This is a genomic window from Rhizobacter koreensis, assembly GCF_013366375.1.
Classification (GTDB): Bacteria; Pseudomonadota; Gammaproteobacteria; order Burkholderiales; family Burkholderiaceae_C; genus Schlegelella_A; species Schlegelella_A koreensis.
In genome coordinates this window covers 121,200-144,370 of sequence record NZ_JABWMJ010000001.1, presented here as the reverse complement: position 1 = coordinate 144,370, position 23,171 = coordinate 121,200, and the positions used below count along the sequence as shown (strand labels likewise).

Sequence of the window (23,171 nt, the reverse complement as noted above, 5' to 3'; positions counted from 1 at the left end):
GCGGCGTGAACGGCTGTCGACAGACGGTGCGGCCGGTGGCCGACGCGCGGGTCGACGCCGCCGTGCGCGGCCCTTGCCGATGAACGGCATCGAGGTCGCCGCCAATATGGCGGCGCTGGCGTCGATCCTGCTCGCGGGCCGCAACAACGTGAACACGTGGTGGACCGGCATGCTGGCGTGCACGCTGTTCGGCTTCGTGTTCCACGCGTCGCGCCTCTACGCCGGCATGGCGCTGCAGGTGTTCCTGGTCGTCACCAGCGCGCTCGGCTGGTGGAGCTGGCTGGGCGGCGCGAAGCGGGCGCCGCTGGCGGTCGCGCACGTGGCGCCCGTCCGGGTCGCGGCGATCTTCGGCGCCGCCGCGGCCGGCGCGGCGCTCTACGGCCACGGTCTCGCGCTGCGCACCGACGCCGCCGCGCCGTATGTCGACGCCGTGATCCTCGCGTTCAGCGTCACGGCACAGCTGCTGATGATGCGGCGCAAGGTCGAGGCGTGGCCGTTCTGGCTGCTCGTCAACAGCGTCGCGGTGCCGCTGTACGCGTCGCGCGGGCTCTGGCTCACCGCTGCACTGTTCGGCGTGTTCTGGGTCAATGCGCTCGTGTCGTGGCGGCACTGGCACCGGCTGGCGCGCGGTCCGGTCGCGCCCGGAGCCACGCGCCCGGGGTGGTGACGGCAGCGCTCGCCCGCCGCCCGCTCAGATCAGCAGCGGATCGACGTCGACGGCCCAGCGGATGACGCGCTCGTCGGCGCTGCTGCGCGTGCGACGCAGCTCGTGCAGCGACGGCAGCCAGCGCGCGAGGAAGCGCTGCAGCGCGATGCGGGACGTCGATTCCACCAGCATCTGCATGCGTTCGACGTCGGCGACGCGGGCGACGCTGGTCGGCACCGGCGGGTACACCGTCACGTGCTCGGCGCCTTCGAGATCGCTCGCCTGCTCGGCGGCGGCGGCGAGGAAGCCGCGCGCCGCTTCCGGCGTTTTCGCATCGGCCCGCAGCAGCGCGAGGTGCGCATACGGCGGCAGTCCGGCCATGCGGCGCTCCTCGAGCTGGCTGGTCGCGAAGGCGTCGAAGTCGTGCGCCGCGAGTGCGCGATAGAGCGGATGCTGCGGGTGCCACGTCTGCACCCACATCTCACTGCGCCGCGCCTGGGCGGCATCGCGCCCGGCGCGGCCCGCCGCCTGCATCAGCACCGAGAACAGGCGCTCGGGTGCGCGGAAGTCGCTGCTGAACAGCGACGTGTCGGGGTTCACCGCCGCGACCAGCGTGATGCGGCGGAAGTCGTGCCCCTTGGTGATCATCTGGGTGCCGACCAGCACGTCGACGTCGCCGGCGTGGACGGCACCGAGGCGTGCCTCGAGTTCGCCCTTCCGGCGCGTGCTGTCGGCATCGATGCGGGCGATGCGCACCGGCGCCGCTCCATCGACCTGCAGCAGCGCGCCGAGCTGCTCCTCGAGGCGCTCGGTACCGCGACCGATCGGCGCGATGTCGAGGTTGCCGCAGTCGGGACACGCGCGCGGCACCCGCTCGGTGGCGCCGCAATGGTGGCAGCGCAGCGTGCGGTCGATCTTGTGGAACACGCGCCAGGCGCTGCAGTGCGGGCAGTCGCTCTTCCAGCCGCACTCGGTGCAGTGCAGCACCGGTGCGTAGCCGCGCCGGTTGAGGAAGACGAGGCTCTGCTCGCCGCGCGCGACGCGGTCCTGGATCGCCGCGACGAGCGGCGGGGCGAGTCCGCCGTTGCCGCTGCCGGCGCGCGGCTGCCGGCTCATGTCGATGAGGCGCACCGCGGGCAGTACCGCGCCGCCGACGCGGTCGACCAGGCTGAGCCGGGTGTAGTGGCCGCCGTTCGCGCGTTGCCAGCTCTCGAGCGACGGCGTCGCCGAACCGAGGATCACCGGCACGCGCTCCTGGCGGCCGCGATAGACCGCGAGGTCGCGTGCCGAGTAGCGCGCACCCTCCTGCTGCTTGTACGAGGGGTCGTGTTCCTCGTCGACGACGATGAGGCCGAGCCGCGGCAGCGACGCGAACACCGCCAGGCGCGTCCCGAGCACCAGGTCGGCCACCCCTAAGTGCGCGGCCAGCCAGTTCTGCAGCCGCTGCGCCGGCGTCAGCGCACTGTGCAGCGAGACGATGCGCCGGCCGGCGAAGCGCTCGGCGAAGCGCGCCTCGAGCTGCGGCGTGAGGTTGATCTCCGGCACCAGCACCAGCGCCTGCCGGCCGGCCGCCAGCGCATCGGCGGCGGCCCGGAGGTAGACCTCGGTCTTGCCGCTGCCCGTGACGCCGTAGAGCAGCACCGTCGCCGGGTCGGCGCCGTCGCCGATGCGCGCGAAGTCCTCGAGCGCGCCCTGCTGCTCGGCGGTGAGGGTCGGCAGCACCGGCTCGGCCGTGGCGGGCGGCGCGCTGGCGAGACGGCTGCGGAGCTTGCGCACCCGATTCGCGATCTGGGAGTCGTCGAGCTTGCGCAGCTCGGGCGGCAACACCGCGAGCGCGACCTCGCCGCGTCCGCGCTGGTAATACGCGGCGGTGAAATCGACGAGCCCGCACCACGCGGGTGCGAGCGGCGGCAGCGCCTCGAGCACCGCCGTGACGGCGCGCAGCTCGAACGTCGCGTCGGTGGGCGCAGGTTCGCCCGGCCAGACGACGCCGGTGACCTCACGTCGTCCGAGCGGGACGCGGACCAGCGTTCCGATGGCGAGTGGGCGCTCACAAAGGTAATCGAGTGGCTCGCCCACGCCGCTGTGTTGCGGCGTCTCGACGGCGATCCGGACCCGAACGGATCGGTTGCCCGTGCTCGTCGTCACCACCCCCGAGCTTGAGAGATCGCGTTCACGTTCCCGGCTAAGTTCATGATTCTGAACATTTTTGCAAGTCATCCACGCGGCTTGTGGATAACTTTGTTGAGAAGTCGCCCGCACCGCCGCTAAATCGAGGCTGCACGGGACTTTCCAGTTCCGTGCCCGCTTTCGCAGCATCGAAGCTGCTCTAATGAAATCAACGACTTAGCGAAACAGCTCAGACCGCGAGGGAACGCGCGCTGCTGCAATGCGCAAAAAAGCCGGGGAACGCGTTTTGGGGATAAGTCAATCCCTGAGTGCTCACTTACCCATCGTTCGTGGTCTCGCCGAAACGCCCGGATCGTCGTGCACGCGAGAGCTCGTGCACCGCCTCGACGAGCACGTGCACCGACTCGGGCGGCGTGTGCTGGCTGATGCCGTGGCCCAGGTTGAACACATGTCCGCGAGCCGGCCCGAGGCTCTGCAACGTGGCCTCGACCTCGGCCCTGATCTGCGGCGGGTGGGCGAACAGCACGTTCGGGTCGAGGTTGCCCTGCAACGCCACACCCTCGCCGAGGCGCGCGCGAGCGCGGCCGAGGTTGACGGTCCAGTCGAGGCCGACGACGTCGGCGCCGCTCGCGCCGATCGCCTCGAGCCACATGCCCCCGCCTTTGGTGAACACGATGTGCGGGACGCGCCGGCCGTCGGCCTCGCGCGTCAGCTGGCGCAGCACGCGCTCGGTGTAGGCCAGGCTGAACGCCTGGAACGCGCCGTCGGCGAGCACGCCGCCCCAGCTGTCGAAGATCATCACCGCCTGCGCGCCGGCCGCGATCTGCAGGTTGAGGTACTGCGCCACCGCGTCGGCGTTGATCGCGAGGATGCGGTGCATCAGATCGGGCCGCCGGTACAGCATCGTCTTGACGAGACGGTAGTCGTCGGACCCGGCGCCCTCGACCATGTAGCAGGCCAGCGTCCACGGGCTGCCCGAAAAGCCGATCAGCGGCACCCGGCCGGCGAGCGCGCGGCGGATCGAGGTGACCGCGTCGAACACGTAGCGCAGGCGCTCCATGTCGGGCACGGCGAGCGCGGCGACGGCGGCTTCGTCGCGGATCGGCCGCTCGAAGCGCGGGCCCTCGCCGATCGCGAAGCCGAGGCCGAGCCCCATCGCGTCGGGCACCGTGAGGATGTCGCTGAACAGGATCGCGGCGTCGAGCCGATAGCGCTCGAGGGGCTGCAGGGTGACTTCGGTCGCGAGCTCGGGGTTGGTCGCCAACGCCATGAAGCTGCCGGCCCGGGCGCGCGTCGCGCGATATTCGGGCAGGTAGCGGCCGGCCTGCCGCATCAGCCAGACCGGCGTGTAGTCGGTCGGCTGCGACAGGCACGCGCGCAGGAAAGTGTCGTTCTGGAGCGCTGCAAACATCCGCGGATTCTCGCAGTGCGCCTCGGGGCCGGCCGATAATCCCTCGCGCTCGGCAACCGGGGACCACGATGCTTGCGAACGACGTCCTGCACACGATCGGCAACACGCCGCACATCCGCATCAACCGGCTGTTCGGCTCCACCCACAGCGTCTACGTCAAGAGCGAGCGCGCCAACCCGGGCGGCTCGATCAAGGACCGCATCGCGATCGCCATGGTCGAGGCGGCCGAGTCGAGCGGCGCCTTGAAGCCCGGCAGCACCATCGTCGAGCCGACCTCCGGTAACACCGGCGTCGGACTTGCCATGGTGGCGGCCGTCAAGGGCTACAAGCTGATCCTGGTCATGCCCGACAGCATGAGCGTCGAGCGGCGCCGCCTGATGCTCGCGTACGGCGCGACCTTCGAGCTGACGCCGCGCGAGAAGGGCATGAACGGCTCGATCGCACGCGCGAAGGAGATCGTCGCGTCGACGCCCGGCGCGTGGATGCCGCAGCAGTTCGACAACCCGGCCAACGTCGAGATCCACGCGCGCACCACGGCGCAGGAGATCGCCGCCGACTTCCCGAGCGGCATCGACGTGCTGATCACCGGCGTCGGCACCGGCGGCCACATCAGCGGCTGCGCCCAGGTGCTCAAGAAGATGTGGCCCAAGCTCAAGGTCTACGCGGTGGAGCCGGCGCTCTCGCCGGTGATCAGCGGCGGTCAGCCCGGGCCGCACCCGATCCAGGGCATCGGCGCCGGATTCATCCCGAAGAACCTGCAGGTCGACCTGCTCGACGGCGTGATCCAGGTCGATGCCGAGGCGGCGCGCGAGATGGCACGCCGCTCCGCGCGCGAGGAAGGGCTGCTCGTCGGCATCTCGTCGGGCGCCGCGCTCGCCGCCATCGCCCAGAAGCTGCCGGAGATCACGCCCGGCTCGACCGTGCTCGGCTTCAACTACGACACCGGCGAGCGCTACCTCTCGATCGAAGGCTTCCTGCCGACGTGACCCATCGGGCGGCTCGGCGGCGCCTGGCCGACGGCGCCCGCTGCTTGCGCACGTCGGCCGCACGACAGGGGCACTGCATGACCGCCAGCTCTTCTGCCGATGCGCGGTTCGGCGGCTCGATTGCCGAGGTCTACGCGCGCCACCTCGTGCCGGCGCGCAGCCGCGCCGCGTCGGCCGACGCAGCGGCGCTCGCGTACTGCCGGGGCACGCCGCTGCGCGACGAGATCGAAGCGCGCGCCCGGCGAACTCGATGCCGTGACCGACGCCTGCGCCGGCGAGATCGCCATGCCCTGCGGCGCCAGGTCGATCGACGCGGCGACCCAGGCGATCGTCGTCGCCGTCGCGCGCTGAAGCTGCCCGCCGCACGATGAAGCCGCGCGTGCTGATCGTCGAGGACGAGCCCGGCATTGCCGACACGCTGCAGTACGCGCTGCGCACCGACGGCTTCGAGCCGGCGTGGTGCGCGACCGGCGAGGCCGCCCTGCAGTCCGTCGCCGCGAACCCGCCGGCGCTCGTGATCCTCGACGTCGGTCTGCCGGACGCGAGCGGCTTCGAGGTCTTCAAGCGGCTGCGGGCGCTCGCCGAGCACCTGCCGGTGATCTTCCTCACCGCCCGCAGCGACGAGATCGACCGCGTGGTCGGGCTCGAGCTCGGCGCCGACGACTACGTCGCCAAGCCGTTCTCGCCGCGCGAGCTGGTCGCGCGGGTGCGCTCGATCCTGCGGCGCAGCGGCGGCCGCCCGGAGACGCCGGTCGCCGTCCCCGTGCCCGTGCCACCGGCGCCGCGATCGCCTCCGCTCGCCGTCGACGAGGGTCGCATGCAGGTGCGCTACTACGGGCGACTGCTCGAGCTGTCGCGGTACGAGTTCGGCTTGCTGAAGACGCTGGCGAGCCGGCCCGGGCACGTGTTCACGCGCGAGGCGCTGCTCGACCGGGTGTGGGGCGACGCCAGCGACAGCATGGACCGCACCGTCGACGCCCACGTGAAGACGGTGCGCGCCAAGCTGAAGGCGGTCGCGCCGCGGCTCGACCCGATCCGCACCCTGCGCGGCAGCGGCTACGCGCTGGCCGAGGACCTGCCCGCCGACCCCGGCGAGATCACGGACCGGCGGATGGCTTGACCAAGCGCACCCGCATCTTCATCGGCATCCTGGTCGCGTATGCGGCCGGCGTCGCCTTCCTGATGTACCGCCAGCTCGGCGACATCGACCCGCGCTACCGCGAGTCGGCCGAGGAGTCGCTGGTCGAGACCGCGCAGTTGCTTGCCGCGCTGGTCGAGCACGCGTCGCCCGACGGCGCGCTGCACGCCGACACGCTCGGCCCGGTGTTCCGCACCGCGTATTCGCGCCGCTTCAACGCCCTGATCTACGGCGTCGAGAAGACCCGGATCGAAGTGCGCGCGACGGTGGTCGATCGCGCCGGCCGCGTCGTCTTCGACTCGCGTGGCGCCGCGCTCGGTGCCGATCACTCGCGCTGGCGCGACGTCTCGCTCGCGCTGCGCGGTGACTACGGCGCGCGCACCACCACCGACATCGAGGGCGATCCAAGCACCGCCGTGATGTACGTCGCGGTGCCGGTGCACGACACGTCGGCCGCCGGCGGCGGCGCGATCATCGGCGCAGTCAGCGTCGGCAAGCCCGTGCAGAGCTTCGGCCAGTTCGTCGAGGCCGCGCGCAGGAAGACGCTGCAGCTCGGCGCGACCTCGGTGATCGCGGTGCTGCTGCTGGTCGTCATCCTGTCGGTGTGGCTGGTCAGACCATTCGGCCTGATCGCCGACTACGTGGCCTACGTGCGCAGCCAGCGCTCGTTCAGCCTGCCGCGCCTCGGCCGGCGTGCGCTCGGCGTGCTCGGCGCCGCATACGACGAGATGCGCGACGCCCTCGCCGGCCGCAACTACGTCGCCGACTACGTGCAGACGCTGACCCACGAGGTGAAGGGCCCGCTGTCGGCGATCCGCGGCGCCGCCGAGCTGCTGCAGGAGCCGATGCCCGATGCCGACCGCGCCCGCTTCGCCGCCAACATCGCCCGCGAGACCGCGCGCATCCAGGCGCTCGTCGACCGGATGATGGAGCTCACGATGCTCGAGTCGCGCCGCAGCCTCGACGCCGCGGCGCCGGTCGCGCTGCGGCCGCTGGTCGACGAGCTCGCGGCAGGCTTCGCCGCGGCGGCGCGCGCGCGCGGCGTCACGCTCGTCGTCACGCCCGGTGCGGCCGAGCCGGTGGTCGATGGCGACGCCTTCCTGTTGCAGCGCGCGATCGCCAACCTGATCGACAACGCGCTCGACTTCTCGCCATCGGGCAGCACGGTCACGATCGAGGTCGTCGGGGGGCGACGCTCGTGCGACGTCGTCGTGCGCGACGCCGGACCGGGCATCCCGGAGTACGCCGAGGGCAAGGTGTTCGAGAAGTTCTATTCGCTGGCCCGGCCCGCGACCGCGAAGAAGAGCACGGGGCTCGGCCTCTCGTTCGTGCGGGAGATCGCCGAGCTGCACCACGGCCGCATCACGCTCAAGAACGCGCCGGGCGGCGGCGCGGTCGCGACGCTGTCGCTGCCGCTCGGCAGCGACCTGGACTGACCTTTCACGCGCACGGCCGCAGCGCGGCGACGACGCGCAGCAGCCTCGTGAATGCCGTCCCGCGTCGCCCACCCGCGGCCGCGGCGCGACTCACATCGCGTAGTGGCCCATCGCCTCGGGCTGGAACGCGATCGCGACCACCTCGGCCGACGCCTCGCTGCCGGTGGGGCTGCGCCAGCGTGCGACCGCGCCGACGCGCTGGCCGAGCAGCGCCGCGCCGATCGGCGAGAGCACCGACACATGCCCGGCGTCGGCGTCCGCATGGCCGGGATAGCAGAGCGTCAGCTCGCGCTCCGCGCCACCGATGCGGACGACGACACGCGAATGCATCGTGACGACGTCGGGCGCGACCTGATGCGACTGCACCGTCGCGGCGTCGTCGAGCACCGCAAGGATCGCCTCGAACTGCGATGCGGCGGCATCCACGCCCGAGCGGCGGATGAAGTTGGTGATGCGGGTGTGATCGAGCAGCGTGAGCGTGCGCTCGGTGTTCGGCACTTCCATGAGGTCTCCTCGTTGCGGCTGTCGTGCAGCCCAGGGCTTCCGGCGCGAAAGGAGGCCCGGCGATCGGAGTTGCGCGAAGGGTGGTCGGTGATCGCCGGGCTCAGGAATGCGCGGCGATCGCCCCCGGCAGTCGCCACCAGACGCGACCGCGTGCATCGCCCTGCGCGCAGCAGGTGATGGCGGTCGCGCGCGCCTTCGCGAATCGCGAGGGCGCACGGGCGGCGTGGAGTGGACGGGCGTTCACGCGGGCATCTTAGTCAGCGTCCGGCGTACGCGACCGAAGTCCCTGCGCGCCGGTGCGGAACGCGGCAGAGCCTTGCCGTGTATGCCAGCGGCCAAGCGATCCGGCCCTTGCGACACGCTGCATGGCGACCGGGTCGTTGCAAGGGCAACGGGCAGCGTCACCGGATGCGGCACGTGCGTGTAAGACCATCACCCGCGATCGTTGGCCGGCCATCCGGCAGGCCGACGCGGCGTTGTTCCCGTCGAAGCTTCTTCACCGTCCGCTAGCCTTTCTTTACCCCTGCACGGAGCTTCCGGCGTCGGCGCACTGACGGTTTTCGCGTTGAATGGAAGTCCCTTCCGCAGGGTTTCCAGACACGACAAAAGGAGCCTCGATGCTGACCCCCGCACTCAAACCGCTCGTTGCCGCTGCCGCCCTGGCGGCCTGCGCCCACGCCTCGGCGCAGATCACGTTCTACGAGAAGGAAGGCTTCCGCGGCGACGCGTTCACCACCTCGCGCGAGGTCCGCGACCTCACCCGCGAGAACTTCAACGACAAGGCCTCGTCGGCGGTCGTCGATCGCGGGCGCTGGGAGGTCTGCGAGGACGCGCGCTTCGGCGGACGTTGCGCGGTGCTGCGACGCGGCAGCTACGACTCGATGCGCGACCTCGGCCTGCACAACCAGATCTCGTCGGTGCGCCCGGTCAGCGACAACCGTCGCTACGACAACGAGGCGCCGGCGCCGCTCGCGTCGCCCAACTACGAGTACCGGCGCCGCCCCAACGAGCGCACGTACGAAGCGCAGGTGACGTCCGCCCGCGCCGTCGTCGGCCCGCCCGAGCAGCGCTGCTGGGTCGAGCGCCAGCCCGGTGAGCGGCCCGACCTCAACGTCGGCGGCGGCGTGATCGGCGGCGTGCTCGGCGGCATCCTCGGTCACCAGATCGGCGGTGGTGGCGGCAAGACCGCGGCCACGATCGGGGGTGCGCTCGGCGGCGCGGCGCTTGGCGCCAACGTCGACCGCATCCGCGACCGCGACTCCGGCCGCGAGGTGCGGCGCTGCGAATCATCGGCGCGCGGCAACCCCGAGTACTGGGACGTCACCTACAACTACAAGGGTGTCGAACACCGCGTGCAGATGGCGTCGCCGCCGGGCCGCACGATCGCGGTGAACGCGCGCGGCGAGCCGCGCGAGTAAGCCGCTGCGGCACCTGGCGGGCGGACCATGCGCGCCGCCCGCGCTGCGGCCGGATCTGCGGCACACGCGGGAGCCGGCGTGACCGGCCGCGCGCCGAGGCGCGCGCTCGCGGTGCTGTTCGTGGCCTTTCTCGCGTCGACCGTCCTCGGCGCGGCGGCGACCGCCGGGCCCGCCGAGCCCGCTGCGCCCGACGCGTCGACGGCGTCACGCCCATGGGCCGGCACCCCGCCGGCTGCGCACCGCTCCGCGAGCATGCCGGCCAGCAGACCGGCGGGTGCGTCGGAGCCCGCCGGCTTGGCGCCCGAGCCGGTCGCTGCGCCGCACTCCGCCGCTGCCGATCCGCCGAAGTCCGCCGGCACGGGTGCCGCCGCTTCGGCCGCGCCCGCGAGCGAAGCCTGCCGGGCGGCGCTCGCGGCCTTGGAGGCCGAAGAGGCCCGCGTGGCCGGCGCTCCTGCCGGCGACGCCGAGCGGCGCCGGCGCGTCGGGCGCCTCGAGCCCTGGCGTGCGGCGGCGGCGCGAGCCTGTCTCGGGCGCGAAGTAGGGCCGCTCGCGATCCCTCCACCGGCGCAGCGGACGCAGGTCGCGCCGACGCCGGTGCCGCGCGCCGGCGATGCGCTGTCGGCGCTGCCGCGCTCCGCGGGCGCCCCTCCGGCGCCGCTGCCGCCTCGCGCCGACCCTGCGCCTCGTCCCGTTCCCGCACCGCCGGTCAGCGTGGGCGCCTGCGACGTCACCGGCTGCTGGACGAGCGATGGCTCGCGGCTGCAACGCGCCGGGCCCAACCTCGTCGGGCCGCGCGGCTTCTGCAGCGCGGCCGGCGGCCAGCTGATCTGCCCGTGACGCGCTCCGCACGGTCAAGGCCGTGTCGGCATTGAACTTTCCCGCCGCGCCGCCATCCTGGGAAAGGATGAGCCCTATCGACCTGAACCGACGCGCAATCGACGCTGCGGGCACCGCGAGCGCGCGCACTCCCGATTCCGCGGCCCGCCGGCGACGCGCCCGCCTCTGGCGGCGCAGCATCGCCACCGGCCTGGCCGCGGGTTCGCTGCTCGCCGGCTGCACCGGCCTCGAGACCCAGCAGCGCAAGTGGATCTTCCAGCCGCGTCCGGCGACTGCCGAGATGTCGCTCGAGGAGATCGCGTCCTTTGCGAGTTCGCAAGGCATGGAGTCGGTGTGGATCGAGCATCGTTCGGCGATCAGCCGGCGTCCGATCCGACTGCACGCGCTCTGGGCCCCGCACGAGGGAAATGCCGACGCGCCGGTGCTGCTCTACCTGCACGGGGCGCGGCGCGACGTCGGCTCCAACACGTGGGCGATCCGCAACATGCAGGCGCTCGGCTTCTCGGTCCTCGCGGTTGACTACCGCGGCTTCGGCAACAGCACCAACGAACTGCCGTCAGAGCTGGGCGCGATCGAGGACGCGCGCGCGGCCTGGGACTGGCTCGCCGCACGCTACCCGGAACGCCCGCGCTACGTGTTCGGCTACTCGCTGGGCGGCGCGGTCGCGGTGCAGCTCGCCGCCGAGCTCGCCGAGCAGCCGGCCGCGCGCCAGCCGCGCGGCGTGATCCTGGAGGCGACCTTCACCTCGATTCGCGACATGTTCCAAACCCTGCGCTGGGGCTGGCTGCCGATCTCGGCGCTGATCACCGAGCGCTTCGACTCGCTCGACGCGATCCAGCGCGTCACCGCGCCGCTGCTGGTGGTGCACGGCAGCGACGACGACTTCGTGCCGGCGCGCTTCGGTCAGGCGCTGTACGAGCGGGCGCGCGCCGCGCGCAAGCAGTTCGTGCTGGTCGAGGGCGGAACCCACTACAGCACCAACTGGCGCGGCGCCGAGCAGTACCGCGTCGCGCTCAAGCAGATGTTCGGGGTCGGCGGCTGAGCCGGCGCGACGCGGTCACGCGCCGGCCGGTCGGCCGAGATAGACGTAGATCCCCGGCACCGGCGCGCGCTGCTCCTCGCGGATCGGCGCGTGCTCGACGCGCTCGACCACCAGGCCGTGCCGCTCGGCGAGCTGTCGCAGGTAGCCCTCGGCGTGCGCGTGGCGCAGGCTCGGCTGCAGCGTGAAGCCCGCGGCCGGCTCCGGTGTCGCGAGTTCGGCCGAGAAGGCGAACACGCCGCCCGGCTGGAGCACGCGGTCGACGCCGGCGAACAGCGCCGTCAGCTCGCCGAGATAGGGCACCACGTCGGCCGCGAGGACGAGGTCGTGGCGCGACGGCGTGCTGCCGAGCAGTTCGACCCCGTCGGCGAGCGTGACCGCGTCGTAGGCGCCCCGCGCACGCGCCGCCTCGACCATGCGCGGTGCGACGTCGACGCCCTCGAGGCGAACGACGAACGGCCGCACCAGCGGCCCGCAGAGGCCGGTGCCGCACCCGAGGTCGAGCGCCGACGCGAAGCGACGCCCGCCGCGCAACGCCTCGAGACCGGCGACCAGCACCGCATGGGCACGGTAGTTCAGCACCCCGACAAGGTGCTGCTCGAAGGTCGGCGCATAGTCGTCGAACAGCACCGCCGCGTAGCGGGTGAGCGCGGCGGCGGGCGCCGTGCCGCGGGTCACCGAGGCGAGGTAGTAGCCGTTCAGCTCCGGGTCGGCGCCGTGCCCGATGGCCTGACGGTATGCCTCGGCGGCTTCGTCGAGGCGATGCATCTCGCGCAGGATGCCGCCGCGGTTCGACCATGCCTGGGCGAGCGTCGGGTCGAGCGCCAGCGCGCGCTCGTACGAACCCAGCGCGTCGGCGTGGCGCTCAAGGAACTGCAGCGCCTGGCCGTGGCGGAACCAGCCGGCCGCATGCTCCGGCTGCAGCGCGAGCAGCGCATCAAACGCCGCGAGCGCGTCGGCCGGGCGTTCGAGCGCGAGCAGCGCGATGCCGCGATGCAGCCAGTTGGCCGGGCGACGTGCGTCGGTCGCGAGCACGCGTTCGTGGCACGCCAGCGCGTCGGCATGGCGGCCGAGCGCGCCGAGCGCGACCCCGCGGTACGACCAGGCGTCGAGGTCGTCGGGCTCCTCGGCGAGCGCCTGCTCGAGCGGCGCCAGCGCCGCCTCGAACCGGCCGAGCTCGACCCGCGTCGCGCCGAGGTTCGCGAGCGTCGAGGGGCGCCCGGGCAGCACGGCCAGCGAGGCTGCGAACGCCGCTTCGGCGGCGTCGAAGCGGCGCGCCTCGAAGTGGGCGACGCCCTCGAAGAAGCGGGCGCGGGCGGTCTCGAGATCGGCGGTCATGCGGGCGATTCTGCGGTGACGCCGACGAGGCGGCGCGCGGGCCCGCGACGGGTCGGCTGCGGATGCCGATAGGATGCGACCCCACGATGACGCGCCGACCGCCCCGCTTCGCAGCCGCTTGCACCCGGAACGGGTCGCGCCCATGACCGACGACGCGTTCTGGCAGTCGCTGGTCGACGCGGCGAGCGCGCCGTATCGCCGGGCCGATGGCCACGCGCACCGCTTTGCGCGCGCCAAGCTCGGCAACGACCGCATGTTCCGCCACGTGCTGCAGCACGGGCTCGTTCCACCCGGCGCCGCGGTGCTCGACCTCGGCTGCGGGCAGGGGCTGTTCGCGAGCGTGCTGCACGCCGCGCTCGAGGCCGCGCGCGAGGGACGCTGGCCGGCGCACTGGGCGCCGCCGCCGATGGGCGCGCACGTCACCGGCGTCGACCCGCTGGCGCACGACATCGCTCGGGCGCAGCTGGCGGTGCCGAACGGCGCCACCTTCATCCATGGCGACATGCGGCGCATCGAGCCGCCGCCCTGCGACGTCGCGCTCTTCTTCGACACGTTGCACTACATCTCGCGCGCCGAGCAGGATGCCGTGCTCGCCAGGGTGCGCGCAGCGCTGCGTCCTGGCGGCACCCTGCTGCTCCGGGTCGGGGACGCCTCGGCGCCGCTGCGCTTCGCGTACGGCCTCTGGATCGACCGTTTCACGATGCTGCTGCACGGCGGCGGCTTCGGCCGGCTCACCGGGCGCACCCGCGAGGGCTGGTGCGCGACGCTCGAGCTGCTCGGCTTCGAAGTGGCGACGCTGCCGATGAACGGCCGCAAGCCGTTCGCGAACCTCCTCATCGTCGCAAGGCTCCCGGTGACGGTGCGGCCGCAAACCTCGCGCGTCGAGGCGGTGACCGCCTCCTGAGCGGCGGACACGGGCTCGCGCACGCCGACAGGGCGCCTACAACCGGACGTCGCCCTGAACAAGGGCACGTAAACCATGATGCGCACGGGGTTGGGGCGTGACTTACTGCACGTTCCAGCCACTCACCACGCTTGACTTCGCCGTCCGTGGCCGCCGGCAGAACCCTGCCGAGGTCGCGCCCGACGCGGCCGGCGAACGCAAGATGCGCACTTCCGTCCCCTCGAAGGCCAGCCGCGCAGTCCGCCCGGCCGCCACACTGCCGCCCCGCAAGCTGCTCACCGCCGCGGTCGCGGCCGCGCTGCTCGTCGCCTGTGGCGGCAGCGACAAGGACGACGGCGACGCCGACCGGCTCGGCGAGCTGCACGGCTCGACCCGCACCGTCAGCGTCGACTTCACCGAAGGCACCAACATGGCGCCGACGCCGTCGCCCGACGGCACGCGCATCGCGTTCACCGCGCAGGGCGCGCTCTGGGTCATCCCCTCCGCCGGCGGCACGGCCAAGCGCCTGACGCGCTTCGACATCGAGCCGACCCACCCGGTCTGGTCGCCCGACGGCAAGCTGATCGCGTTCCAGAACTACACGCGCGACGGCAACTGGCACATCTGGTCCATCGAACCCGACGGCGCCAACGCCAAGGAGCTCACCACGGGCTTCTTCGACGACCGCGAGCCGGCGTGGACGCCCGACGGCACCGCGCTCGTCTTCGCGTCCGATCGCAGCGACGACGGCCAGTACAAGATCTGGCGCTACACGCTCGCGACCGGCACCTACACGCAGCTCACCCGCGGCGCGGGCGCCGAAAGCAACCCGGTGGTCTCGCCCGACGGCCGCCAGATCGCCTTCGTCGAGGCTGCGCAGGCGGCGCCGCTGCCGGTGCTGCCGGCCCGCGTGTTCACCGCGCCGGTCGACGGCAGCGCGGCGCCGACGCTGGTCGCGCCCGGCTCGATGCCGGCCTACGGCGCGAACGGCGGCCTCGTCTACCAGTCGACCAGCACCACGCTCAACATCGGTGGCCGCGACGCGGTCACCGGCGAGGACCTGTTCCCGTTCCCGGTGCGCCCGATGGCGAACGGGCGCCTGCTGTACGCCGCCGACGGCAAGCTGCGCACGCGCGACGCGGCCGGCGCGGGTCTCGCCGAAGTGCCGTTCAAGGCGACGCTCGAGGTGCGCCGCCCGGTGCAGACGAAGTCGAAGGACCGCCATTTCAACGAGCTCGGCCAGCGCACCGCCAAGGGCATCAGCGCCCCGGCGATCTCGCCCGACGGCCAGAGCATCGCGTTCGTCGCGCTCAACGACGTGTGGGTGATGCGGATCGGCCAGACGCCGGTGCGCCTGACCAACGACACCGACCGCGACGGCAACGTGCAGTGGACCGCCGACGGCGCCGCGGTGTACTTCTCGACCGAGCGCGGCAACGGCGGCGCGCTCGCGATCGACCAGGTCACCGTCGCGACCAAGGCGCGGCGGCGCCTCGCGGCGATCCCGGGCAAGTCGATGGTGTCGCCCAAGATGTCGCCGAACGGCGACCGCATCGCGTACACCGCGCTGTCGGGCCAGCTCGAGGTGTGGAACGTCGCCAGCAACTCGGCGAGCCTGGTGATGCCGCAGGTCAGCACGCAGCTCAGCACGCCGCAATGGACCCCCGACGGCAGCCGCATCATGCTGGTCGACAACCAGCGCATCAACAACCGTTTCCGCGAGGGCTACAACAAGCTGCGCGTGATCGACGTGGCGGCCAAGACCGACCGCTTCTACCCGGTGGCCGAGGCGCCGCGCCAGGTGTCCGACCGCGAGGAAGGCGCCGCCGTGCTGTCGCCCGACGGCAAGACGGTCGCGCTGATCATCGACTCGGTGCTCAACGTGATGCCGGTCAACGCCGACGGCTCGCCGGCGGGCGCGGCGCGCGCGATCACCACCGAGGTCGCCGACCTGCCGTCGTGGGCGGGCGACTCGAACACCATCCTCTACAAGTCGGCCGACCGCATCAAGACGATCCAGTCCGACGGCTCGAACGCGCGCGAGATCGCGATCAACGTGCCGTGGACGCAGGCCGTCGGCCCGGCGACGACGATCGTGCACGCGGGCGCGCTGTGGGACGGCGTCAACCAGGCCCTGCGCAGCAACGTCGACATCGTGATCAGCGGCAACCGCATCACCGCGATCCGCCCGCACCAGGCCGACGCGCAGAGCACCGCGACGCGCTTCGTCGATGCATCGGGCCTCACGGTGATCCCGGGCCTCTGGGATCCGCACATCCACCCGCTGACGCTCTACCAGGGCGGTCAGTACGGGCAGATCGCGGCGCTGATGCTGTCGTACGGCATCACGTCGACGCAGTCGGTCGCGGGACCGCTGCACCAGAGCGTCGAGATGCGCGAGTCGATCGAAGCCGGCAACCTGCTCGGCCCCCGGCTCTTCATCTGCCCGCCGCTCTGGGAAGGCAATCGCCAGTTCTACAGCTTCGCGCGCACCCTGCGCACGCCGCAGATCGCCGACATGGAGATCGCCAAGGCGACCCGCATGGATGTCGACTTCCTGAAGTCGTACGTGCGGGCGCCGATCCCGATCATGCAGAAGATCGCGCAGGCCGCGCTCGACAACGGCATCCAGAGCGGCACCCACATGCTGTCGCCGGGCGCGGCAACCGGCCTCGGTGGCACCACGCACCTGTCGGCGACGCAGCGCATGGGCTACGGCTGGTCGAAGTCCGCCAACCTCATCACGTACCAGGACGCCTACGACCTGCACGCGAAGGCGGCCTTCTACAACATCGACACGATCTTTTCGTCGACCGCGCTGGTCGGCGCCGATCCGTCGATGACGAACGACGACCGCTTCCGCTATCTGGTGCCGCCCAACTTCGTCGCCGGGCTGCAGTCGACGCCGGCGCCGAGCACGGCCACGCTGGCGGGCATCCGCCGCGACGCCGAGCAATCCGCGAAGGTGCAGCGCGCCGGCGGCCTGCTCGCGCTCGGCACCGACTCGCCGCTGGTCACGCCGGGCATTTCGCTGCACACCAACGTGCGCGCCGGCGCCATGGTGTATTCGAACCACCAGGCACTGCAGAACGTGACGATCAACGCCGCCAAGGTCGCGCTGGTCGACAAGGACCTCGGCTCGATCGAGGTCGGCAAGCTCGCCGACCTGGTGGCGGTGCGCGGCAACCCGCTCACCGACATCAAGGCAGCGGCGGCGGTCGAGGTCGTGGTCAAGAACGGCATCACCTACACGCTGCCGCAGATCCTGGCGCCGTTCCGCACGCCGCAGGCGCTCGCCGAGCGCAAGAAGGCGCTCGAGTCCTATGCGCGGATGTGCCACGCCAAGGGCGAGTGCGAGGTGCTGGGGCACGCGCACTGAGGCGGCGAAGCGCCGCGCACGGGCGCCCTCCGATGCCCATGCGCGATCGGAGGCCGGCGCAGGCGGTCCTGCCGCCGTCCAGCGCCATCGGCGGCGCCCACCGGCGGCGTCTCCGTGCGCCTGCGGCCGAGCGCCGGCGACCGTTCGGCCTACCGGAACGGCGGTGCGGGTAAGCGCCCTCTTGAGAAGCGCCCGGCTCGCCTCAGCTGGCGTCGATGGATGCCGGGTTCGCGGGCACGTGGCTGCCCTTGCTCGTGGTGCTCGGCGGGCTCGCGCTCGCCGCGGCGGTGATCAAGGGCCAGCCGTGGTGGGCCGAGCGTCGGCGCTCGCGCCAGGGCGCCCGGCCGTTCCCGCTCGCGTGGCGGCGCATCCTGCGACGACGGGTGCCGCTCGCGGCGCGGCTGCCGGCAGCGCTGCAGCTGCGGCTCAAGCGCCAGATCCAGATCTTCCTGGCCGACAAGACCTTCATCGGCTGCCAGGGCCAGTCGATCAGCGACGACGTGCGCGTCACCATCGCCGCGCTCGCCTGCCTGCCGCTGCTCGGGCAGGTCGGCACCGAGTGCTACCCGCGGCTGCGCCAGGTGCTGGTCTATCCGTCGGCGTTCGTCGTCGAACGCGAGCACCCCGACGCGGCCGGGCTGGTGCAGCAGCACCGCCGCGCGCTCGCCGGCGAGTCGTGGGGACAGGGACAGGTCATCCTCGCGTGGGACGAGGTGGTGCGTGGCGCGGCCGATCCGGCCGACGGGCGCAACGTCGTGCTGCACGAGTTCGCGCACCAGATCGACCAGGACTCGGGCGCCGCCGACGGCCGGCCGTGGCAACCCGGTGCGGCGGCGCGGCGACGCTGGGCCAGCGTGATGGGCGACGCGCTGGATCGGTTGCGCTGCGAGCCGTCGGCCTTGATCGACGCCTACGGCGCCAGCGAGCCGGCCGAGTTCTTCGCGGTCGTCACCGAGGTGTTCTTCGAGCGACCCACCGAGCTCGCCACCGAGGCGCCGGCGGTCTACGCCGAGCTCGCGGGGTTCTACCGGCTCGACCCCGCGTCGTGGTGAGCATCGGCCGGCCACAGCCAGGCCGCACCGCGCACCCCTGACGAGTCGCCGTGGCGGTTCTTGGCGATCCGCGTCGCCACGCGGTCCGAGAACACGTGCCGACCGAGCCGCGCCGGCAACTCGGCGTAGAGGCTGTCGAGATTGGAAAGGCCGCCGCCGAGCACGACCACGTCCGGGTCGACGACGTTGATCACGCCCCCGAGCGCGCCGGCGAGACGCTCGTGGAAGCGTTCCAGCGTCGCCCGCGCCGCGGCGTCGCCGGCGGCGGCCTGAGCGGCGATCGCCGCGGCGTCCAGGTGCTCGCCCGTGCGGCGCGCGTGGTCGGTCGCGAGCCCCGGTCCCGAGACGTAGGTCTCGATGCAGCGCACGCGGCCGCACCAGCACGTGGTGTCCGGCAGGCCCGCTTCGACCCGCGCCGGCATCTCGTTGTGGCCCCACTCGCCGGCGATCGCGTCGGCGCCGGTCCACGGCGTGCCGTCGACGACGAGGCCGCCGCCGACGCCGGTCCCGAGGATGACGCCGAAGACCACGCGCGCGCCGGCCGCGGCGCCATCGCTCGCCTCCGACAGCGCGAAGCAGTTGGCGTCGTTCTCGACGCGCACCGGTCGCGCCAGCATGCGCGCCAGGTCGTCGCCGAGGGCGCGATCGTTGAGGTGCGTCGAGTTGGCGTTCTTCACGCGCCCGGTCACGCGAGAGAGCGCGCCGGGGATGCCCACGCCGACGCTGCCGCGCGAGCCGAGCTCGCGCTCGATGGCGCCGACGAGGGCGGCGATCGTGCGCAGCGTCGCGGCATAGTCGCCTGCGGGCGTCGCGACGCGCCGGCGCCACAGCGTCTCGCCGGCGCCGCCGAGCGCGATCGCTTCGATCTTGGTGCCGCCGAGGTCGACGCCGATGCGCATGCGGGCTCCATCGCGCAGCGAGCCTGCGCGTCGACCGCATTGTCGGCAGCGCTGCACGCTGCCGCGCGTGGCGAGCCGCGCGCCGCATGCGACGCCTCACGCGCGACGGCGCCAGCGGCGCGGTGGGACGACGCGCTCGCGCCGCGCTCAGGTTCCCGCCGGCGCAGCCGATAAGGCGGCGACGCCGCTTCGGCCCGCGTCGTTCCCGAGCGCTTCCGTCCCGATCCCGTCCAATGCCGTCGATCCTCAACGCCAACCCGGCCTCGCTGGGCGCGCGTCTTTCCACCGAGCGCACCCAGGCGACGCTCGCCGCCTCGATCGAGCGGCTCTCGACGGGCTTGCGCATCAACGGTGCCAAGGACGACGCGGCCGGACTCGCGATCGCCGAGCGGCTGACTGCGCAGGCACGCGGCATCGGCCAGGCGGCGCGCAACGCCAACGACGCGATCTCGCTGCTGCAGACCGCCGACGGCGCGCTCGCGTCGGTGAGCGGCAATCTGCAGCGCGTGCGCGAGCTCGCGGTGCAGGCCGCCAACGGCACCCACTCGAGCACCGACCGCGCCGCGCTGCAGCGCGAGGTCGCCGAGCTCGTCGGCGAGATCGACCGGGTCGCCACGCAGACCACCTTCAACGGCACGCGCATTCTCGACGGCAGCTTCGCGGGGCAGAGCTTCCAGATCGGCGCCAACGCGAAGGAGACGATCGCGGTGCAGGGCCTCGCGAATCTGCGTGCCGGCGCGCTCGGCACCTACGAGGGCCTCGCGCTGAAGAACCAGGCCGTGGGGCCGGCCGGCAACCCGGCCCAGTCGCTCTACGTCTACGCGGAGAACGTCCTGTTGCACGCCGGGCCGCGGGAGTACGACGCCAAGGCCGTCGCAGCCAGCGTCAACACGCTGGGGGTGCGCGGTCTGGCGGTGACGGCGAACGCGACCACGGTGGCGGCGGGCGTTTCGAGCAGCGGTGCGTCGGCCGCCGGCACGGCCACGTTCACGATCAACGGGGTGCCCATTGCGCTCGCCGGCAGCGCTGACGCTGCCGGACTCTCCGCCAACCGGAGCGGCGCGGTCGCGGCGATCAACGCCGCGAGCACCGCGACCGGCGTGACCGCGAGCGACACCGGAAGCGGCATCAGCCTGAGCGCCGCCGACGGCCGCAACATCGTCACCGGCTACGTGCCGGGCAGCTTCACCGGATCGAGCGTCGCCGACTTCGGCCTCGCGGCGACCGGCAGCACTGCCGGGACCATCAACATCGACTACGAAGCGCCGACCGCCAGCCCGGGGTGGCTCGGCGTGCTGCACCTCGGCGGCGGGGTGTGGATGATCCCGATGACGTCGAGCACCGGAACGCCGCTGTCGAAGGTCGACGTCTCGACCGTCGACGGTGCCAACGATGCGCTCGCGAGCATCGACCGTGCGCTCAGGAAGGTCGACGCCAGCCGAGCCGCGCTCGGTGCCGCCCAGAACCGCTTCGAGTCGACCGTCCGCAGCCTCGGCACCGCCGAGCAGAACCTCGTCGCGTCGCGCGGCCGGGTGCAGGACGCCGATTTCGCGCTGGAGACGGCGAACCTCTCGCGCGCGCAGGTGCTGCAGGCTGCCGGCACGGCGATGCTCACCCAGGCCAACCAGCTGCCCCAGCAGGTGCTGCAGCTGCTGCGCTGAGCGCGCGCGAGGCGCACCGAGCCGAGCGGGCTTGGGGGCTGCGAGCTGTCTCGACGATCCGACGGAAGGCCGCGCGCGGTCCGCTCTGCCGCTGGGCGGCGCGTCTAAGATGCGCGCCTTTCATCCGCACCCGAGGCTCTCCATGAGGTTCTGTCCCGCGCGCCGGCGCACCCTGCTCGCTGCCGCATCGACGCTCGCCGCCGCTTTTCCGGCGCTGGCACAGACCTGGCCGGCCAAGCCGATCCGCTGGGTGGTGGCGTATCCGGCGGGCGGCGGCTCCGACTTCCTGGCGCGCCAGCTCGCGCCGGCGATGGGCCGCCAGCTCGGTCAGACCATCGTCATCGACAACCGGCCCGGGGCGGCGGGGATCATCGGCACCGACAACGCCGCCAAGGCGGCGCCGGACGGCTACACCATCGTCACCGGCGACAACGGCGCGATGGTGTTCCACAGCGCCATGTACAAGAAGCTGCCATACGACCCGGCCGACTTCGTGCCGGTGGGCTTCATGGCGCGCTTCCCGCTCATCGTGGCCGTCAACCCGCAGAGCGGCTTCACCAGCATCCGCCAGCTGCTCGACGAGGTCGGCCGCAACCCCGGCAAGTACAGCTACGCGTCGCCGGGCATCGGCAGCCCGCACCACCTCGCGATGGAGCTGCTCAAGGACCGCACCAAGAGCTTCGTCGTCCACGTCCCGTACCGCGGCACCGCGCCGGCGGTGCAGGACGTGATCGGCGGCCAGGTGCCGATGATCGTGCTCGACACCGCTGCCGGGCTGCCGCAGATCCGCGGCGGGCGCGTGAAGGCGCTCGCCGTGATGTCGAAGCAGCGCATCGCCGCGCTGCCGGACGTGCCGACGCTGCACGAGGTCGGCATCACCGACTTCGACGTCACCGCCTGGCAGGCGCTTTTCGTGCCGAAGGGCACGCCGGCCGAGGTCGTGACGCGTCTCACCGCCGAGCTGAACCGCGCGATCAACGCGCCCGACGTGAAGCCCAAGCTCGAGGACTTCGGTCTCGAGGTCACGCCGTCGGACGGCCCTGCGCTGGCCGCGTTCCTGCAGCGCGAGAACGCGTTCTGGCACCGTCTGATCAAGGAGCGCGGCCTCTCGGCCGAGTGATCGCGCGCCCCGCCTGAACACGAAGCGCCGCCGGGCCGGTGGCGCCGCGCGCTCGCAGCGCAGTGCCGGCCGCCGACGCGGGCTCGGCCGGCCGGCAGGCCCTGGGCGTGTCGTCGTCGACGACACGCCCCGAACCGCGCCGGCGCGATGCGGTTCCCTCGCGGCTGTCTTATTCGAGGCTGATGTTCTTGCGCCGCACCAGCTCGGCGTAGGTGCGCGACTTCGCCTCGGCCTGACGCTCGATCTCGGGCGCGGCCCAGGTGAGCGTCTCGAACGCGAAGGTGTCGAAGCGGGCGCGCACGTCGGGCTCGGCGAGCGCCTTCTGCACGTCGGCGTTGATCCTGTCGCGGGTCGCCGCCGGAATCCCGCGCGGCGCGACCAGCACCACGAACGAGTTGACGTCGAGCCCGGCCGGGCCGCCGGCTTCCGACACCGTCGGCACGTCCGGCATCTGCGGGATGCGGCGTGGCGCCGCGACCGCGATGTAGCGCAGCTTTCCCGCCTTGTAGGCGCCCTGGCTCGACGGGATGCTCGCGAAGCTCCACGCCACGTCGCCGGCGCCGACGGACGTGTAGAGCTGCGAAACCTCGCGATACGGCACGTGCTGCATGTCGATGCTGCTGGCCATCTCGAGCTGCTCGGCGCCCAGGTGCCCCGGGCTGCCGACGCCCCAGGAGCCGTACGTGATCTTGCCGGGCTCGGACTTCGCGGCCGCGATCAGGTCGCGCATCGACTTCCACGGAGACGTCGTCGCGACCGCCACCATGAACGGCGTGCGGAACAGCGCCGCCACCGGCTCGAACGTCTGCAGGGTCTGGAACCCTCGCGATTTGTAAAGGTGCGGCAGCGCCGCGAGGTGCTCGCTGTCCAGCTGCAGCAGCGTGTAGCCGTCGGGCGCGGCGCGGCGCGCCGCGTCGATGGCGATGAAGCCGCCGCCGCCCGGGCGGTTCTCGACGATCACGCGCTGGTTCCAGGTGCGCCCGAGCTTGTCGGCGACCAGGCGCAGCACCGCATCGGGTCCGCTGCCCGGCGCGAACGCGGTGAACAGCGTCACCGGCTTGGTCGGGAACGGGTCGGCGGCGCTCGCGCCGCTCACCGCGAGCGCGGCGGCAGCCGCCGCGACGAGGCGCTTGATGTCGAATCGCATGGGATGTCTCCTCGGGGGCTGGCGCCCCGGCGGTTGGCGGTGGCGCAGAGGATACGGCGCGCGCCGAGAGTGCTCGCGCGGCCGGTGCCATGAGCGGTCCGCCTCAGCCGGGTACGCAGCTCTGGGTCGGTTGGCCTCGCGCGCAAC

19 protein-coding genes are annotated in these 23,171 nt (G+C 72.6%); 13 read left to right on the top strand and 6 right to left on the bottom strand.

Translation table 11 applies throughout. The features are described from left to right. Window positions 1-79 precede the first annotated feature (79 nt). Window positions 80-667, top strand: a complete 588-nt coding sequence (pnuC, locus tag HQN59_RS00625; RefSeq protein ID WP_176065067.1) for a nicotinamide riboside transporter PnuC — start codon at window positions 80-82, stop codon at window positions 665-667. Between the two features lie 24 nt (window positions 668-691). Here pnuC and HQN59_RS00620 read toward each other — a convergent pair whose 3' ends face one another. Together HQN59_RS00620 and hemE are read right to left on the bottom strand one after the other, a co-directional pair. Further along, window positions 692-2,866 (bottom strand): primosomal protein N', encoded by a 2,175-nt coding sequence (locus HQN59_RS00620; RefSeq protein ID WP_176065065.1) that lies wholly within the window; start codon window positions 2,864-2,866, stop codon window positions 692-694. Window positions 2,867-3,092: 226 nt separating this feature from the next. Then, the gene (gene hemE / locus HQN59_RS00615; protein ID WP_176065064.1) at window positions 3,093-4,187 is read right to left on the bottom strand and encodes a uroporphyrinogen decarboxylase; all 1,095 of its coding nucleotides are present in this window, start codon (window positions 4,185-4,187) and stop codon (window positions 3,093-3,095) included. Between the two features lie 68 nt (window positions 4,188-4,255). Here hemE and cysK point away from each other — a divergent pair, with 68 nt between their 5' ends. The 4 genes from cysK (at window position 4,256) to creC (ending at window position 7,747) form a co-directional block, all read left to right on the top strand. Then, window positions 4,256-5,173, top strand: a complete 918-nt coding sequence (gene cysK / locus HQN59_RS00610; protein WP_176065062.1) for a cysteine synthase A — start codon at window positions 4,256-4,258, stop codon at window positions 5,171-5,173. A 77-nt stretch (window positions 5,174-5,250) separates the two neighbouring features. Beyond that, window positions 5,251-5,544 (top strand): hypothetical protein, encoded by a 294-nt coding sequence (locus HQN59_RS00605; RefSeq protein WP_176065060.1) that lies wholly within the window; start codon window positions 5,251-5,253, stop codon window positions 5,542-5,544. Continuing rightward, window positions 5,541-6,293, top strand: a complete 753-nt coding sequence (creB, locus tag HQN59_RS00600; protein ID WP_176065058.1) for a two-component system response regulator CreB — start codon at window positions 5,541-5,543, stop codon at window positions 6,291-6,293. The genes HQN59_RS00605 and creB overlap by 4 nt, the downstream gene beginning before the upstream one ends. Then, window positions 6,290-7,747, top strand: a complete 1,458-nt coding sequence (gene creC, locus HQN59_RS00595; RefSeq protein WP_176065056.1) for a two-component system sensor histidine kinase CreC — start codon at window positions 6,290-6,292, stop codon at window positions 7,745-7,747. The genes creB and creC overlap by 4 nt, the downstream gene beginning before the upstream one ends. 90 nt (window positions 7,748-7,837) lie before the next feature. Here creC and HQN59_RS00590 read toward each other — a convergent pair whose 3' ends face one another. Next, a complete protein-coding gene (locus HQN59_RS00590; RefSeq protein WP_176065054.1) occupies window positions 7,838-8,251 on the bottom strand; it encodes a GreA/GreB family elongation factor in 414 nt (137 codons plus the stop codon). A 617-nt stretch (window positions 8,252-8,868) separates the two neighbouring features. Between HQN59_RS00590 and HQN59_RS00585 the strand changes: the two genes are divergently transcribed. The 3 genes from HQN59_RS00585 to HQN59_RS00575 all read left to right on the top strand — a co-directional run bounded on the left by HQN59_RS00585 (window position 8,869) and on the right by HQN59_RS00575 (window position 11,548). Then, on the top strand, window positions 8,869-9,669 hold the full coding sequence (locus HQN59_RS00585; protein ID WP_176065052.1) for a beta/gamma-crystallin: 801 nt from the start codon (window positions 8,869-8,871) through the stop codon (window positions 9,667-9,669). Between the two features lie 78 nt (window positions 9,670-9,747). Next, window positions 9,748-10,506: a hypothetical protein gene (locus HQN59_RS00580; RefSeq protein ID WP_176065050.1), complete on the top strand. Its 759-nt coding sequence runs from the start codon at window positions 9,748-9,750 to the stop codon at window positions 10,504-10,506. 67 nt (window positions 10,507-10,573) lie between these two features. Beyond that, window positions 10,574-11,548 (top strand): alpha/beta hydrolase, encoded by a 975-nt coding sequence (locus tag HQN59_RS00575; RefSeq protein WP_176065048.1) that lies wholly within the window; start codon window positions 10,574-10,576, stop codon window positions 11,546-11,548. A 15-nt stretch (window positions 11,549-11,563) separates the two neighbouring features. Here the strand turns inward: HQN59_RS00575 and HQN59_RS00570 are convergent, their stop codons facing one another. After that, complete coding sequence (locus HQN59_RS00570; RefSeq protein ID WP_176065046.1) at window positions 11,564-12,883, bottom strand: tetratricopeptide repeat protein; 1,320 nt, start codon at window positions 12,881-12,883, stop codon at window positions 11,564-11,566. A gap of 142 nt (window positions 12,884-13,025) precedes the next feature. Here HQN59_RS00570 and HQN59_RS00565 point away from each other — a divergent pair, with 142 nt between their 5' ends. The 3 genes from HQN59_RS00565 (at window position 13,026) to HQN59_RS00555 (ending at window position 18,197) form a co-directional block, all read left to right on the top strand. Then, complete coding sequence (locus tag HQN59_RS00565; protein ID WP_176065044.1) at window positions 13,026-13,787, top strand: SAM-dependent methyltransferase; 762 nt, start codon at window positions 13,026-13,028, stop codon at window positions 13,785-13,787. A gap of 202 nt (window positions 13,788-13,989) precedes the next feature. Continuing rightward, window positions 13,990-17,145, top strand: a complete 3,156-nt coding sequence (locus tag HQN59_RS00560; protein ID WP_176065042.1) for an amidohydrolase family protein — start codon at window positions 13,990-13,992, stop codon at window positions 17,143-17,145. A 215-nt stretch (window positions 17,146-17,360) separates the two neighbouring features. After that, window positions 17,361-18,197 (top strand): M90 family metallopeptidase, encoded by an 837-nt coding sequence (locus tag HQN59_RS00555; protein ID WP_176065040.1) that lies wholly within the window; start codon window positions 17,361-17,363, stop codon window positions 18,195-18,197. On the opposite strand, the gene HQN59_RS00550 is transcribed toward HQN59_RS00555, so the two are convergent. Further along, window positions 18,170-19,096, bottom strand: a complete 927-nt coding sequence (locus tag HQN59_RS00550; protein ID WP_176065038.1) for an ROK family protein — start codon at window positions 19,094-19,096, stop codon at window positions 18,170-18,172. The genes HQN59_RS00555 and HQN59_RS00550 overlap by 28 nt on opposite strands. A 233-nt stretch (window positions 19,097-19,329) precedes the next feature. Here HQN59_RS00550 and HQN59_RS00545 point away from each other — a divergent pair, with 233 nt between their 5' ends. Beyond that, a complete protein-coding gene (locus tag HQN59_RS00545) occupies window positions 19,330-20,757 on the top strand; it encodes a flagellin N-terminal helical domain-containing protein (protein WP_176065036.1) in 1,428 nt (475 codons plus the stop codon). A 142-nt stretch (window positions 20,758-20,899) separates the two neighbouring features. Then, entirely contained in the window at window positions 20,900-21,877 is a 978-nt protein-coding gene (locus tag HQN59_RS00540) for a Bug family tripartite tricarboxylate transporter substrate binding protein (protein ID WP_176065034.1), read from the top strand. 169 nt (window positions 21,878-22,046) lie between these two features. Here the strand turns inward: HQN59_RS00540 and HQN59_RS00535 are convergent, their stop codons facing one another. Then, entirely contained in the window at window positions 22,047-23,024 is a 978-nt protein-coding gene (locus HQN59_RS00535) for a Bug family tripartite tricarboxylate transporter substrate binding protein (protein ID WP_176065032.1), read from the bottom strand. Window positions 23,025-23,171 lie beyond the last annotated feature (147 nt).

What these genes read in the sequence shown, in the direction of transcription:
- HQN59_RS00540 (WP_176065034.1), top strand. Translation starts at nt 20,900, where the DNA reads ATGAGGTTCTGTCCCGCGCGCCGGCGCACCCTGCTCGCTGCCGCATCG.
- hemE (WP_176065064.1), bottom strand. Translation starts at nt 4,187, where the DNA reads ATGTTTGCAGCGCTCCAGAACGACACTTTCCTGCGCGCGTGCCTGTCG.
- HQN59_RS00620 (WP_176065065.1), bottom strand. Translation starts at nt 2,866, where the DNA reads ATGACTTGCAAAAATGTTCAGAATCATGAACTTAGCCGGGAACGTGAA.
- HQN59_RS00570 (WP_176065046.1), bottom strand. Translation starts at nt 12,883, where the DNA reads ATGACCGCCGATCTCGAGACCGCCCGCGCCCGCTTCTTCGAGGGCGTC.
- HQN59_RS00545 (WP_176065036.1), top strand. Translation starts at nt 19,330, where the DNA reads ATGCCGTCGATCCTCAACGCCAACCCGGCCTCGCTGGGCGCGCGTCTT.
- HQN59_RS00560 (WP_176065042.1), top strand. Translation starts at nt 13,990, where the DNA reads ATGCGCACTTCCGTCCCCTCGAAGGCCAGCCGCGCAGTCCGCCCGGCC.
- HQN59_RS00605 (WP_176065060.1), top strand. Translation starts at nt 5,251, where the DNA reads ATGACCGCCAGCTCTTCTGCCGATGCGCGGTTCGGCGGCTCGATTGCC.
- creB (WP_176065058.1), top strand. Translation starts at nt 5,541, where the DNA reads ATGAAGCCGCGCGTGCTGATCGTCGAGGACGAGCCCGGCATTGCCGAC.
- HQN59_RS00565 (WP_176065044.1), top strand. Translation starts at nt 13,026, where the DNA reads ATGACCGACGACGCGTTCTGGCAGTCGCTGGTCGACGCGGCGAGCGCG.
- HQN59_RS00575 (WP_176065048.1), top strand. Translation starts at nt 10,574, where the DNA reads ATGAGCCCTATCGACCTGAACCGACGCGCAATCGACGCTGCGGGCACC.
- HQN59_RS00555 (WP_176065040.1), top strand. Translation starts at nt 17,361, where the DNA reads ATGGATGCCGGGTTCGCGGGCACGTGGCTGCCCTTGCTCGTGGTGCTC.
- HQN59_RS00585 (WP_176065052.1), top strand. Translation starts at nt 8,869, where the DNA reads ATGCTGACCCCCGCACTCAAACCGCTCGTTGCCGCTGCCGCCCTGGCG.
- HQN59_RS00535 (WP_176065032.1), bottom strand. Translation starts at nt 23,024, where the DNA reads ATGCGATTCGACATCAAGCGCCTCGTCGCGGCGGCTGCCGCCGCGCTC.
- HQN59_RS00550 (WP_176065038.1), bottom strand. Translation starts at nt 19,096, where the DNA reads ATGCGCATCGGCGTCGACCTCGGCGGCACCAAGATCGAAGCGATCGCG.
- pnuC (WP_176065067.1), top strand. Translation starts at nt 80, where the DNA reads ATGAACGGCATCGAGGTCGCCGCCAATATGGCGGCGCTGGCGTCGATC.
- cysK (WP_176065062.1), top strand. Translation starts at nt 4,256, where the DNA reads ATGCTTGCGAACGACGTCCTGCACACGATCGGCAACACGCCGCACATC.
- HQN59_RS00590 (WP_176065054.1), bottom strand. Translation starts at nt 8,251, where the DNA reads ATGGAAGTGCCGAACACCGAGCGCACGCTCACGCTGCTCGATCACACC.